General features: G+C 68.0%; 14 protein-coding genes. 2 read left to right on the forward strand and 12 right to left on the reverse strand.

Going from position 1 to position 12,700, the window contains the following annotated elements:
• Positions 1–71: 71 nt before the first annotated feature.
• From infC to DS837_RS18060, 5 genes are all read right to left on the reverse strand, one after another.
• Positions 72–605 carry a translation initiation factor IF-3 gene (infC, locus tag DS837_RS18045; protein WP_035673684.1) on the reverse strand — a complete coding sequence of 178 codons (534 nt, stop codon included), beginning with the start codon at positions 603–605 and terminating at the stop codon, positions 72–74.
• A 92-nt stretch (positions 606–697) separates the two neighbouring features.
• Positions 698–901, reverse strand: coding sequence for a 30S ribosomal protein S21 (gene rpsU / locus DS837_RS18050; RefSeq protein ID WP_035673681.1), 204 nt, complete (start codon positions 899–901; stop codon positions 698–700).
• Between the two features lie 59 nt (positions 902–960).
• Entirely contained in the window at positions 961–1,113 is a 153-nt protein-coding gene (locus tag DS837_RS32100) for a hypothetical protein (RefSeq protein ID WP_170295898.1), read from the reverse strand.
• Positions 1,114–1,188: 75 nt separating this feature from the next.
• Complete coding sequence (locus DS837_RS18055) at positions 1,189–1,398, reverse strand: cold-shock protein (protein ID WP_149166023.1); 210 nt, start codon at positions 1,396–1,398, stop codon at positions 1,189–1,191.
• A 252-nt stretch (positions 1,399–1,650) separates the two neighbouring features.
• Entirely contained in the window at positions 1,651–3,384 is a 1,734-nt protein-coding gene (locus tag DS837_RS18060) for a sensor histidine kinase (protein ID WP_149166024.1), read from the reverse strand.
• A 269-nt stretch (positions 3,385–3,653) separates the two neighbouring features.
• Here DS837_RS18060 and DS837_RS18065 point away from each other — a divergent pair, with 269 nt between their 5' ends.
• Positions 3,654–4,040 (forward strand): response regulator, encoded by a 387-nt coding sequence (locus DS837_RS18065; RefSeq protein ID WP_149166025.1) that lies wholly within the window; start codon positions 3,654–3,656, stop codon positions 4,038–4,040.
• 30 nt (positions 4,041–4,070) lie between these two features.
• Positions 4,071–5,138: a metal-dependent hydrolase gene (locus tag DS837_RS18070; RefSeq protein WP_149166026.1), complete on the forward strand. Its 1,068-nt coding sequence runs from the start codon at positions 4,071–4,073 to the stop codon at positions 5,136–5,138.
• 13 nt (positions 5,139–5,151) lie between these two features.
• On the opposite strand, the gene DS837_RS18075 is transcribed toward DS837_RS18070, so the two are convergent.
• The 7 genes from DS837_RS18075 to DS837_RS18105 form a co-directional block, all read right to left on the reverse strand.
• The gene (locus DS837_RS18075; protein ID WP_149166027.1) at positions 5,152–5,862 is read right to left on the reverse strand and encodes an ABC transporter ATP-binding protein; all 711 of its coding nucleotides are present in this window, start codon (positions 5,860–5,862) and stop codon (positions 5,152–5,154) included.
• Positions 5,849–6,607, reverse strand: coding sequence for an ABC transporter ATP-binding protein (locus DS837_RS18080; RefSeq protein WP_149166028.1), 759 nt, complete (start codon positions 6,605–6,607; stop codon positions 5,849–5,851). Before DS837_RS18080 ends, DS837_RS18075 begins: the two co-directional genes overlap by 14 nt.
• Entirely contained in the window at positions 6,604–7,617 is a 1,014-nt protein-coding gene (locus DS837_RS18085; protein WP_149166029.1) for a branched-chain amino acid ABC transporter permease, read from the reverse strand. Before DS837_RS18085 ends, DS837_RS18080 begins: the two co-directional genes overlap by 4 nt.
• Entirely contained in the window at positions 7,617–8,486 is an 870-nt protein-coding gene (locus tag DS837_RS18090; protein ID WP_149166030.1) for a branched-chain amino acid ABC transporter permease, read from the reverse strand. Before DS837_RS18090 ends, DS837_RS18085 begins: the two co-directional genes overlap by 1 nt.
• 58 nt (positions 8,487–8,544) lie before the next feature.
• Complete coding sequence (locus DS837_RS18095; RefSeq protein ID WP_211102299.1) at positions 8,545–9,741, reverse strand: ABC transporter substrate-binding protein; 1,197 nt, start codon at positions 9,739–9,741, stop codon at positions 8,545–8,547.
• 279 nt (positions 9,742–10,020) lie between these two features.
• A complete protein-coding gene (locus DS837_RS18100; protein ID WP_149166031.1) occupies positions 10,021–11,385 on the reverse strand; it encodes an MFS transporter in 1,365 nt (454 codons plus the stop codon).
• A 94-nt stretch (positions 11,386–11,479) separates the two neighbouring features.
• On the reverse strand, positions 11,480–12,427 hold the full coding sequence (locus DS837_RS18105; protein WP_149166032.1) for a Gfo/Idh/MocA family oxidoreductase: 948 nt from the start codon (positions 12,425–12,427) through the stop codon (positions 11,480–11,482).
• Positions 12,428–12,700 lie beyond the last annotated feature (273 nt).

Below are 12,700 nucleotides of genomic sequence, written 5' to 3' on the forward strand. Positions count from 1 at the left end.
AAAACGCAAGGGGACCGCCCCATGGAGGGCGGTCCCCTTGCCATCAAACGCGCCGGCTGGTCAGTGGCCGGTCAGCGCGGGGCGATGACCATGACCATCATGCGCCCTTCCATCCGGGGCATCTGCTCGACCTTGGCGATGTCCTCGAACTGGTCGCGCACACGGATCAGCACGTTCATGCCCAAATCCTGGTGCGCCATCTCGCGGCCACGGAACCGCATGGTCATCTTGACCTTGTCGCCCTCTTCGAGGAAGCGCCGCGCGGCCCGCATCTTCACGTCGTAATCGTGATCATCGATGTTCGGCCGGAGCTTCAGCTCCTTGATCTCGATGATCTTCTGCTTCTTGCGCGCCTCGTTGGCCTTCTTCTGCTCCTCGAACCGGAACCTGCCGTAGTCGAGGATCTTGCAGACAGGCGGCTCCGCCTGGGGAGCGACCTCGACGAGGTCGAGCTCGGCCTCCACCGCAGCGTCGAAGGCGTCGCGCAGCGAGACCACGCCGATCATCTCACCGTTGGCCCCGACGAGGCGCACCGTGCGTGCCGTGATTTCCCGATTGATGCGCGGGCCTTCGCGGACCGGGTCCGCATCGTAGAGTTTAGCTATGTCCTGTCTCCAACGGTCTGTCCGGCGAGGAACCGGAATGGGTGCTGACGGCCCTGACGCCGTCCCTCAATTTAAAGCATCGGCGGCCACGGTCAATAGCCCTCGCGCAGTAGGCGCTTGCGCAGCAGCTTGCGCCGCCGCCGGACCGATTCCGCTGCCTGTCGTGCCCGGCGCTCCGAGGGCTTCTCGTAACGCCGATGCAGCTTCATCTCACGAAAAAGCCCTTCGCGCTGCATTTTTCTTTTCAGGACGCGCAGAGCGCCCCCCACATCGTTGTCGCGGACTTGAACGAGCATTGGGCGGCTGTCCTCGCGGTGGTTCCTGTGGAAAGGCTTTCTCGATACGGATGAAGCGGTTAGCCCATAGTGTCGAGAACGATCTGGCGGATCTCGCGCGGGGTGAGGCGGGGCCACCCCGGCGCCCACGCCGGCTCGACTGCGGGAACGGGCTGCTGATACTGAGGCTGGGCGGCCTGCGCCACCCCGGTCGAAGGAAGTTTGATGGTCATGCGAATCCTGTTGCCGATGCGGGCGATGCCCGCCGGCCGATGTTGTCTTGTGTTGAAATCCGGGGTCCGCGGCGCTCAGAGCGCGCGCAGATCCTCGGCCGAAACCTTGTCCCGCCGCGGGTCGCAGACGGCCTCGAACGACAGCTTCTGCCCTTCGTTGAGTTGGCCGATACCGGAGCGGTCGACGGCGGAAATATGGACGAAGACGTCCACCGAACCGTCATCCGGCTGGATGAAGCCGTAACCCTTGGTGGAGTTGAACCATTTCACGGTGCCGTTAGCCATGGGTCTGTTCCCCTGCTGCTGTTGCCCCGCCCGACATCGGGAAGGGATCAAATTCACTTCGGGAAAAGAGACCCAAACCGGTTGGCCATGGCTGAGGACAGCAGGCCCCGAAACAATCTTGATCGACCCCAGGTGGGAGGACCCGTCGGCTTTTACAAGCGGGGACTGAGCCGTATCGCCCGTTTTCCGGAAAAGAACGGAACTCATACAGGACGCTGGCGGGCGCCTCGCAGGGGTGAGACCGCGATCACATCACGCGTGGACGGCGACGGGGCGGTGCGCGTCGGCGATGAACGGCACGCTGACCGTGGCGGTGCAGCCATGCCGGCCATCCAAGGATATGGTGCCGCCGATCTGCCGGACAAGCGCATCGACCAGCGTCATGCCGGTCCCTCCCCTGGGCGGCATATCCGGGCAGCCGATGCCGTCGTCGGCCACCGTCATCGTCAGACGGTCGCCCGCTTGCCGCAGCCGGACCGTGACCGTTCCGCTTCTCCCCTCCGGAAAGGCGTGCTTCAGCGCGTTGACGACGAGTTCGTTGGCGATCAGGCCGAGCGGTGTGGCGAGTTCGATGGAGCAGGACACGTCGTCCGTGTCGGGGTGGATGGTGATCGCCTCGTTCGGAAGAAGTTCTTGAAGCGCGTCGCAGAGCTGGCGCAGGTGCGTTCCGAAATCGACGTTCATCAGGTCCCCGGAGGTGTAGAGCTGCTCGTGCAGGCGCCCCATCGACGTCACCCGCCCGGCCAGCGCTTCGATGCGGCCCCGCGACAGGTCCCCCTTGGGCAGGCGGCGCATCTCCACCATCATCAACCCGTAGATCACCTGCAGGTTGTTCTTCACGCGATGGTGGACCTCGCGAAGCAGGACCGTCTTCTCGGCAACGGTGCCGCGAAGCCGCCGGTCCGCCTCCTGCAGGTCGTTCACGTAGGTGTGCAGCGCCCCGGACAGCGTGGCCGCCTCCGTGTAGCGGCCGGTCAGGGGCAGGTGGGGCATCGCGCCGTCGGTGCCCGCGGCCTTGACGGCCCTGGACATGGCGCGCAGGGGAGCCGACAGCCACGTCGCCAGAACATGGCCGACGAGGACCGCCAACAGGCTGGCGCCGATTCCCCACGCAATCACCCGGTTCCGCAGCTCGGCGACCGGCGCCATCGCCTGATCGACCGGCTGGCGGAGCACGACGCTCCACCCCAGCCCGGGATAATCCCGGTAGCCCTTCGTTGGCACAACGCTCGTCAGGAAGCGGCGCCCGTCCGGCCAGGATTCGACCCACGCGCCCCGCCCTTGCGCCGACGCGAAAGCCAGCGGCTTGCCCACCAGGGGTTTGGGTCCGAGAATCACCGTGCCGTCGGCGGAGAGGATCATCGCCTCGACCTCAGCGTCCTCGGAAATCTGGCCGAGCACGGAGCGCTCGACCTCCGACGCCCAATCCCAGCTCAGATGGGCGGCGACGACGCCGGTCAGCGTCCCCTGCTCGTCGCGCACCGGCGCCGCAAGGTCGACGAAACGTGGAATCTCCAGCCGGTTTGCATAAAGAATCTTGGCCAGAACAACCGCGTCATGCACATCGCCGACATAGGGACGGTCGAACCCCTGCTTCCACCAATCGCGCGCGCTGACGTCCATGCCTTCATAGACGCGGCCCGTCGCCGCTTCGAGGAGGCCGGACGGCCGGATGAAGCCGATCCAGGCATAGTCCGGATAGCTGTCCTGAAGCTTCTGAAGGACGGCGCGCCGTGAATCGCGGGAGGTGTCGGTCGCGCGGATCGTCTCGAGGCTCGTTACGACGAGGAGGTCGCGGTAGCGCTCGAACATGCCACGGTCGAGCTTGTCGGCGACTTGGCCGGCGTACAGGTGCAACTGCTCGCCGATCATGCGCTGAAGCCGGTCTCCGGCTTCGACCTGCAAAATCGCCGCGGTGCCGGCCGTGAAGGCCAGCCCGACACCCCCCAGGCACGCGATCAACATCGCCCTCAGACCGATCTTCAAGTTCGCGGGTTATCCTATGGTTGTGGGTTTCGGATCGGAGCCTCGGTTCGTGGCATCGCACCACGGCCCGGCTGCACCGCTTCGCATCGGGAAGAATGCGCACATCCCCGCGGAACGAACAAGGGTTGCAAGCTCCCCGAAAGAGCCGCGGCAACAACCATAAACCGTTCGGCTTTGTTTTTGCGGGGGCCGCCCGTTACAATTATACCTGGAGCTGAAGCGTATTGCCCTGCCCCCCGGACTGTGTTTCTTCCGTACGGTGAGCCGACATGACCGAACCCCGCCATATCCTGCTGGTCGATGATGAAGCCATCGCGATCATGGCGCTGGAGCATGGCTTGATGGACGAGGGGTTTCGGGTCACCACGGCCTTCAATGGCCAGGAGGCCCTGAAGATCTGGCAGGACGATTCCTTCGACGCCCTGGTCACCGACCTCAGGATGCCGGTGATGGCCGGCGACGAGCTTATCCGCAACCTGCGGAGCGAGGAGCCCGGCCTGCCCGTGGTGGTGGTCAGCGGCTACGCCACCGGCGAGATTTCCGATAAGCTGAAGGTGAGCTTTCCGGACCCGATCGCGATCATGCCCAAGCCGGTGCGCGTCGAGGAGATTTCGGACGCGCTGAAGCGGATGCTGGCGATCGCCCCCGGCGCCTGACCCCGGCGCATCACCACATCACCAGGGACCATGGACACCGTCACCCAAATGCTTCTCGGGGCCACGGTCGCGCAGGCCGGCTTCCGCCGCCGGCTGGGCCGCCGCGCGCTCGCCGTCGGCGCGGGCATCGCGCTGATCCCCGACCTCGACGTCGCCGCCGGCTGGATCGGCGGTCCCTTCGCCAACTGGGTCCATCACCGCGGCCTGACCCATTCGATCCTGTTCGGCCCGGTCGCCGGCCTGCTGCTCGGCTGGCTGGTCTGGCGCTGGCAGCGCCGCCGCCATGGTCCCGACAGCCAATGGGGCGACGGCGAGGCGCGGCGCGCCTGGGTCTGGCTGGCCATTCTGGCGCTGATGACCCACCCGGTGATCGACGTCTTCACATCCTACGGCACGCAGTGGCTCTACCCGCTCACCGACACGCGCTTCGCGATCAACGCGATGCCGATCATCGACCCGATCTACAGCCTGATCCTGTTGTTCGCGTTGGTGGCCGGCGTCGCGCTCCGCAAGCGGGCGACCCTGGCGCAGGACATCGCGGGCGCGGCGCTGATCCTGGTGACGGCCTACACGCTCGGCGGCTGGGCCATCAACGACCGCGTCGAGGCGCTTGCCAGGGCGCAGATCGGCGGCACGGCCCCGGTGACGGCCTACCCGACCCTGTTCCAGCCGCTGCTGCGCCGGGTGGTGGCCCAAACCCCGGACGCGGTGCTGGTCGGCTTCCACTCCGTGCTGAGCGACGGGAAGATCCAGTGGGAGCGGTTCGAGCGGCACCGCTCCCCGGCCATCGAAGCGGTCGCAGCAACCCCGGAGGCCGAGGTCTTCCGGTGGTTCTCGATGGACAATCTCATCTGGCGCGAGCAGCCGCTGGAGTCGCGGAACACCCTGGTTCAGGCGCTTGACCATCGCTACGGCATGCCGGGCATCTCGTCGCTCGGCTTCTGGGGCATCCGGGCCGTCGTCGACCCGACGGGGAGTCTGGTGGGTTCGGTGGAAACCTTCCAGACCCCTCGCGACGCCTCGCGTGCGGCGTGGCAGGACCTGTGGGTCCGCATCGTCGGCACGGGTCCGGCGGACCGGACGGTCCGCGCCGACTGATCCCGCAGGTCCGCTACACCGCGAGCGCGACGCCGAGGTGCCGCTCCATGAGGGCGTGGTCGTCCCGCAGAGCGGCGGCCGCCCCCTCATGCACCACTTGGCCGCGTTCGAGGATCACCGCGCTCTGCGCGAAGTCCAGGGCGCGGTCCACCTGCTGCTCCACCAGGATCAGGGTGACGGTCAGCTGCGCCAGCGCCTGCATCAGCTGATCGCAGATCACCGGGGCCAGGCCCTCCAGCGGCTCGTCCAGCAGCAGCACCGTCGGCTGGCCGAGCAACGCGCGGGCGACGGACAGCATCTGCTGCTCGCCGCCGGAGAGCGCGCCCCCTCCATTGCCCCGCCGCTCTTTCAGGCGGGGGAACAGCGCGTAGGCCTCCTCCAGGGCGGAGCGCGGCCGGCCCTTCAGCCCGGTGACCAGATTCTCCTCCACCGTCAGCGAGCGGAAGATGTCGCGGGTCTGCGGCACATAGCCCAGCCCGGCCGCCGCCCGTGCGGAGGAGTTGAGGCCGCTCAGCTCGACGCCGTCCAGCCGGACGCTGCCGGCGTGCCGCGTCGTCTGCCCGACCAAGGTGGCCAGCGTCGTGGTCTTGCCCATGCCGTTGCGGCCCAGCAGGGCCATACGCCCACCGGCCGGCACGGTGAAGGACAGGTCCTCGATGATGCGGGTCTCGCCATAACCGGCGGTCAGGCCGGTGATCTCCAGCGTTCCTTCAGTGCGGCGCATTGGCCCGGCTCCCCAGATAGACCTCGCGGACGCGCGGATCGGCGGTGATCTCCTTCGCCGTGCCGCTGCACAGCAGGCGCCCCTGCGCCAGCACGACGATGCGCTTGGCGAAGCGGAAGACCAGATCCATGTCGTGCTCGATCATCAGCACGGCGAGATCGGGCGGCAGCCGGTCCAGCGCGTCGAGGATGCGGTGGCTTTCCGAATGCGGCACGCCGGCCGCCGGCTCGTCGAGGATGAGGAGCTTGGGCTTCAGGGCGAGCGCCAGCGCGATCTCCAGAAGGCGCTGCTGCCCGTAGGCCAACGCCCCGACGGCGGTGTCCGCCACCGGGACCAGCCCCATGCCGTCGAGCAGGCCGGCCACCTCGTCCGCCAGCCCCGGCGTGCGCCGGACCGAGGCGAAGAGGCGGAAGGTCTTCCGCTCGCGCTCCAGAACGGCCAGCTCCAGATGCTCGCGCACCGTCATCGAGCGGAACAGCCGGGCCACCTGGAACGAGCGGATCAGCCCGAGGCGCACCCGCGCCTGGGCCGACAGGCGGGTGACGTCCTGCCCGGCCAGCCGGATGGTGCCGGCGCTGGGCGCCAGCACGCCGGTCACCAGATTGACGAAGGTCGTCTTGCCCGCCCCGTTCGGCCCGATCAGCGCGCAGCGCTCGCCGGGATGAAGCGCCAGCGTGATGTCGGCGGACACCTGCAGGCCGTCGAAGTTCTTGCTCAGCCCCTGGACGTCGAGAAGCGCGGTCATGCCCGGTTCCCCTTGATGAGACGGTCGGCGAGCGAGGCGATGCCCCCCGGCAGGAACAGCACCGTGCCCATCAGGAACAGGCCGATGAACAGCATCCAGTGGAAGGGGTCGATCGCCGCCATGACGTGATGGATGGTCATGAAGGCCACCGTGCCGATGATGGCGCCGACGAGCCTCCCGGCGCCGCCGAGCACCAGCATGACCAGCGCCTCCGCCGACCAGGAGAAGCTGACGCTGTCCAGCCCGACGATGCCGCTGGTCACCGCGGTCAGCGCCCCGGCCACGCCGGCGAACACCCCGGCGATGGCATAGAGCGTGACCAGATAGCGGCGCGGCGATCCGCCCAGCGCGGCGATGCGCAGCGGGTCCTCCTTGACGCCCCGGCAGGCCAGCCCGAAGGGCGAGCGGACGATCCGCCGCGCCACCAGGAAGCCGACCAGAAGCACCGCCAGCGCGAACAGGTAGGAGGTGCGCCCGAACATGTCGAAGCGGAACAGGCCGAACAGCGGGCTGGGCTCGATGCCCGACAGGCCGTCGCTGCCCCCGGTGAGGTCGCGCGCCTTGTTGACCACCTCCTGGACGATCTGCACCACGGCGATGGTCAGCATCAGCAGCGTCAGGCCGCGCGCGTGCAGGATCAGCGCGCCGGTGACCAGGGCGACCAGACCGCCGGCCACACCGCCGACGGCGAGCAGGACGAGCGGGTCGCTCACCAGATGCACGGCGGCGATGCCGGCGGCGTAGGCCCCGGTGCCGAACATCGCCGCCTGCCCCAGCGTGGCGATGCCGCCGAAGCCGAGCACGAGGTCGAGCGACAGGACGTAGAGCGCCGTCGCGGCGATCCGCGTCATCAGGCCGAGGTCGTTGGGGAACAGCCAGAAGGCGGCCAGCCCGGCGGCGGCGAGCAGCGGAAACGCGGCCCCGCCCAGCGCCCGGCGGAGCCAGGGGCCGCGCGCGACAGCCTGCGGAGACGGATCGATGGCCACCGCTCCCGTGTGACGTCCGCTCATCAGGCGGCCCTCCCCTGGAAGAAGCCGTGCGGCCAGCGGAACAGGATCAGGATCAGCGCGGCGTAGAAGAAGAACTCGCCGAAGCTGGGGATCAGGTATTTGCCCGCGGTGTCGACGATGCCGAGCGCCAGGGCGGCGGCGGCCGAGCCGAGGATGTTGCCCGCTCCGCCGACGGCAACCACCGCCAGGAACAGGACGATGTAGCGGATGGCGTAATAGGGCTCCAGCGGCAGCAGCTCCGCCCCCAGCACGCCGCCCAGCGCCGCCAGCCCGGTGCCGAGAGCGAAGGTCGCGGTGTAGAGGCGCTCCGTCCGGATGCCCAGCGCCGCGGCCATGTTCGGATCGTCCACGGCGGCGCGCAGCTTGATGCCGAAGTCGGTGCGTTCCAGCAGCCACCACAGGCCCAGCACGGTCGCCGCCCCCATGGCGATGACGAAGGCGCGGTGCACCGGGATCGACTTCGGCCCGATCGCCACGGTGCCGAGCAGCGCGTCCGGCAGCGGGATGCGCTTCAGCGTCGGGCCGAACAGGTAGTTGATCCCGGCGACGATGACGAAGGTCAGGCCGATGGTCAGCAGCACCTGGGCCAGCTCGTTGGCGGAGCCGTAGATGCGCCGGTACAGCAGCTTCTCCAGCGGCAGCGTGGCGAGCACGGTGAACAGGACCGCCGCCACCAGACCCACGGCGTAGGGCAGGCCCAGCCCCTGCGCGGCGTAGGAGGCGACGTAGCCGGCGACCATGGCGAAGGCGCCATGCGCGAGGTTGACCACGCGCATCAGGCCGAGCGTGACCGACAGGCCGACCGAGATGATGAACAGGATCATCCCGTAGGCGACCCCGTCCACCACGATGCCGAAAAGCGTTTCCATCAGGAACTCCAGCGCGGACAGGCCCCCCTCCCGCCGGGGACGGGGGCCGTCGATGGTCCTACTTGCCGACCTTGAAGCCGTAATCGGGCTGTTCGGGGAAGCCGGCGACCTCGGTGTTCTGCAGCCGGCCGTCCTTGCGCTCGGTCACGCGCAGGTAGATGGTCTGGGTGACGTGGCGGGACTCGGGGTCGATCCGCACCGGGCCGCGCGGGCTTTCCCAGGCCATGCCCTTGACCGCCTCCACCGCCTTCGCCCCGTCGCTCCTGCCGCCCGTCGCCTCGACCATGCGGTAGATGACGTGTGCGCCGTCATAGGCGCCGACCGAGGTGAAGGTGACGATGTCGGAGGAGCCGAACAGCTCCTTGTGCTTGGCGAGGAACTGGCGGTTCAGGTCGGACTCGTGGGCCTGGCTGTAGTTGAAGGTCGTGGTGATGCCGACCGCCGCGTCGCCGAGCACCGGCAGGTCCGGTTCCTGCGTGATGTCGCCGGGGCCGAAGAACCTGATCCCCGCGGCCTTCAGGCCGGTGTCGCTGAAGGCCCGGGCGAAGCCCAGCGTCGTCGGGCCGGCGGGCAGGAAGGCGTAGATGGCCTCCGCCCCGGAATCCTTGATGCGCTGCATGAAGGGGGCGAAGTCGGTGGACTTCAACGGCATGCGGATGCTGTCGACCACCTTGCCGCCGGACTTCTCGAAGGTCTGCTTGAAGGCGGTCTCGCCGTCGATGCCGGGGCCGTAGTCGCTGACCGCGGTTGCCACCTTGCGGATTCCCTGCTTGGCGACATGCTCGGCCAGCGGCACGGTGTTCTGCCACAGGGTGAAGGAGGTGCGGACGTAGCGCGGCGACTTCTCGGTGATGGCCGAGGTCGCGGCGTTGAAGATCACGCAGGGGATGTTCGCCTCGTCGATCAGCGGGGCGACCGCCAGCGCGTCCGGCGTGAAGAAGAAGCCGGCGAGGTAGCCGACCTTCTCCTTGACCACCAGCTCCTGGGCCAGGGCCTTGCTCTGCGCCGGGTTGGCCTGATCGAGGTCCTTGTAGACGAACTCCACCGTGTTGCCGGCGACCGTCTTGCCATGCTGGGCCTGATAGACCTCGATGGCCTGCTTGAAGGTCTGGCCGACCGTGGCGAAGGGGCCGGAGAACGGCGCGATCACCCCGACCCTGATCGTGTCGGCCCAGGCCGGGCCAGTGCCGCCACCAACCGCGAGGGCGCACAGGAAAGCCGTGCCCAGCAGGGCCTTGCGAAATGTTCCGGACATGTTTCCTCCTCGTTTTGAAAGCCCCCGTGCTTTTTCGTCGTTGATTGGGGGGCGTTGCTTGGGGACGTCTTGGCGTTCGCCGGGGCCGGAGGCGCAGGCCGCCGATACCGTCACCACAGCAGGGATATCAGCGATCGCAGCGCTGCGCTCATTCGTTGGGCGAAGGCCCCATTCGTTTTTTGAATAACGTTCGGGGTGTCTTTGCAATGCGGCATGGACATCCGAAACGGCGACCGACGGTGCCAGGACGCAAAGCCTATGGGCAGGCTATAGTAAAACTCAATGCCCCAGGGCTTCGACGGTCCGGCCCGTGCCGCTCGACCGGTCCTCGGGATGGACGAACTGCTTGACCAGCAGGGCCAGAGCGGCGACCAGACCCGGAATGGCGACGATCGTGAAGATGCTGGTGAAGTCGAGCTGCTGGCGCGCCAGCTCGGCCACCAGGAACGAGCCGCCGATCCCGCCGAAGCGGCCCAGCCCCAGCATCCACGCCACGCCGGTGGCCCGCCCGTGGGTCGGGTAGAAGCTGGCGGCCAGCGCCGGCAGCGAGGTCTGGGCGGTGTTCATGATGGTGCCCGCCGCGAAGACCGTGACCACCAGCAGCCCGACGTTCCCGGCGACCTGCCCGATGGCGTAGACCGCGCCGTAGGTCAGCACGAAGCCGAAGGCGATGATTTTGTTGGCGTTGAAGCGGTCCATCAGCCAGCCCGACAGGATGGCCCCGACGCCGCCCAGCGGGAACAGCGCGGCGATCAGCGCGGCGTCGCGCGGCGCCAGCCCGGCGTCCTTGAACAGGATCGGCATCCAGTTGATCAGCGCGTAGAAGATGACCAGCCCCATGAAGTAGGCGACCCACAGCATCATCGAGCCGACCAGATAGCCGCGCGACAGCACGACCGCGATGCCGTTCCGCGCCTTGGTGGCCGGGGCCTTCTCGGTCATCACGAAGCTGGCCGCCCCGGCCGCCGCCTCGGAAATGCGGCGCAGCACGGCGCGGATGCGCTCCACCGGGTGGTTGTGGGCGACCATGTAGCGGACCGATTCCGGCAGCAGGACCAGCAGCACCACCGCCAGGACCAGCGGCGCGATCCCGCCCAGCACCAGCACGCTGCGCCAGCCCCACAGCGGGATCATCCAGGCGGCGAGGAAGCCGCCGAAGGCCGCGCCGAGCGGGAAGCCGCAGAACATGGCGTTGGTGACCATGGCGCGCCGCCCCTCGGGGCAATATTCGCTCATCAGCGTGACGGCGTTGGGCATCGCCGCCCCCAGCCCGAGACCGGTGACGAAGCGCAGCATGACGAGCTGGTCGAGGTTGCCCGAGAAGGCGGAGGCCAGACAGGCGGTGCCGATGACCAGGACCGAGCCGATCAGGATCACCTTGCGGCCGAAGCGGTCGGCCAGGGGCCCGGCGGACAGGGCGCCGAAGGCCAGCCCGAACAGCGCCGCGCTCAGCACCGGCGCCAGCGCCGGCCGCGCGATGCCCCATTCCGTCGTCAGCGACGGGGCGATGTAGCCGATGGCCGCCGTGTCGAAGCCGTCCAGAAGGACGATGAAGAAGCACAGCGCGAACACCAGCCACTGGTATCGCGAAAAGGGGTGCTCGTTGAGAAAGGCTTGGACGTCGACGCTGCGCGCGGTTGGCATGGGTTTCCTCCTCGGGGGGACTCGTCACGGGGCGTTTTTTGTTTTGCGTCCCGTCTTCTTGGTTTTGGGAATTGCGGCCTGACGCGTTCCCCGATCAGGCGTTCAGCGATTTCTCCAGGCGGTCGAGCGTCCGCATGGCCGGCAGGCACTGCGCCACGCTGGCGTTGGGCTCGCGCCCGTCGCGGATGGCGGCGAAGAACTCGCGGTCGATCAGCTCGATGCCGTTGGTCGACACGGTGAGGCCGCTGAGGTCGATCTTGTTGTCCTTGCCGTCGTACAGATCGTCGTAGCGGGCGACGTAGGTCCCGTTGTCGCAGATGTAGCGGAAGAAGGTACCCAGCGGCCCGTCGTTGTTGAAGGATAGCGACAGGGTGCAGATCGCCCCCGACGGCACCTTCATGCCGATGCTCATGTCCATGGCGATGCCCAGCTGCGGGTGCGTCGGCCCCTGCAGGGCGTGCACCTGGCTGGCGACCTCGCCGGTCTGGTACTGGAACAGGTCCACCGTGTGGCAGGCGTGATGCCACAGCAGATGGTCGGTCCAGGTGCGCGGCTTGCCCAGCGCGTTCATGTTGGAGCGGCGGAAGAAGTAGGTCTGCACGTCCATCTGCTGGATCGTCAGCTCCCCCGCCTGGACCCGGTTGCGAATCCACTGGTGGCTGGGGTTGAAGCGCCGGGTGTGCCCGGCCATGGCGACCAGACCGCTGGCCCGCTGCACCGCGACCAGCCGCTCCGCGTCGGCCAGATTGTCGGCCATGGGGATTTCCACCAGCACATGCTTGCCGGCCTCCAGGCACTGGATCGCCTGCGCGGCGTGCACCGGCGTCGGGGTGGCCAGGATCACCGCGTCCACGTCGGAGCGCTCCAGGCTCTCGGCCAGATCCTTGGTCCAGTGCGGGATGCCGCGCGCCTTGGCGAAGCCCTCGATGTCGTCCGGCTCGCCGCCGACCACCGAGACCACCTCGATCCCGTCGATGGCGGCGACCGCCTCCAGATGCTTCACGCCGAAGGCGCCCACGGCCCCCGCCACACAAATCCTCATCGCGTCCTCTCCCGAAATCCCTTGTCCCGGGCCGCGAGCCCCCGCAACGGCGGGTCCGGCTCTTTGCCCCTTAATCCCTCATGGACGAATGGGTATCATCCCGCCCGCCGCCAAGGAAATTCGTTCGGCGAAGAACCCATTTGTTTTTTGAATAGCGGAGAGGTGAAGCGGGCTGCCCGCGTCCCCGCCCGGACCATCCCGACCCGGCTGTTCCATTGCGCCGCAGCGCAGCAGAAAGCACAGCCCCGTATGTCCTATACCCATGATTCGACA

Source organism: Azospirillum brasilense (genome assembly GCF_008365405.1).
Taxonomy (GTDB): domain Bacteria; phylum Pseudomonadota; class Alphaproteobacteria; order Azospirillales; family Azospirillaceae; genus Azospirillum; species Azospirillum brasilense_D.

Coding starts and splice junctions, on each gene's coding strand:
- rpsU (WP_035673681.1), bottom strand. CDS start 901: ATGCTCGTTCAAGTCCGCGACAACGATGTGGGGGGCGCTCTGCGCGTC.
- DS837_RS32100 (WP_170295898.1), bottom strand. CDS start 1,113: ATGACCATCAAACTTCCTTCGACCGGGGTGGCGCAGGCCGCCCAGCCT.
- DS837_RS18055 (WP_149166023.1), bottom strand. CDS start 1,398: ATGGCTAACGGCACCGTGAAATGGTTCAACTCCACCAAGGGTTACGGC.
- DS837_RS18065 (WP_149166025.1), top strand. CDS start 3,654: ATGACCGAACCCCGCCATATCCTGCTGGTCGATGATGAAGCCATCGCG.
- DS837_RS18070 (WP_149166026.1), top strand. CDS start 4,071: ATGGACACCGTCACCCAAATGCTTCTCGGGGCCACGGTCGCGCAGGCC.
- DS837_RS18075 (WP_149166027.1), bottom strand. CDS start 5,862: ATGCGCCGCACTGAAGGAACGCTGGAGATCACCGGCCTGACCGCCGGT.
- DS837_RS18080 (WP_149166028.1), bottom strand. CDS start 6,607: ATGACCGCGCTTCTCGACGTCCAGGGGCTGAGCAAGAACTTCGACGGC.
- DS837_RS18085 (WP_149166029.1), bottom strand. CDS start 7,617: ATGAGCGGACGTCACACGGGAGCGGTGGCCATCGATCCGTCTCCGCAG.
- DS837_RS18090 (WP_149166030.1), bottom strand. CDS start 8,486: ATGGAAACGCTTTTCGGCATCGTGGTGGACGGGGTCGCCTACGGGATG.
- DS837_RS18095 (WP_211102299.1), bottom strand. CDS start 9,741: ATGTCCGGAACATTTCGCAAGGCCCTGCTGGGCACGGCTTTCCTGTGC.
- DS837_RS18100 (WP_149166031.1), bottom strand. CDS start 11,385: ATGCCAACCGCGCGCAGCGTCGACGTCCAAGCCTTTCTCAACGAGCAC.
- DS837_RS18105 (WP_149166032.1), bottom strand. CDS start 12,427: ATGAGGATTTGTGTGGCGGGGGCCGTGGGCGCCTTCGGCGTGAAGCAT.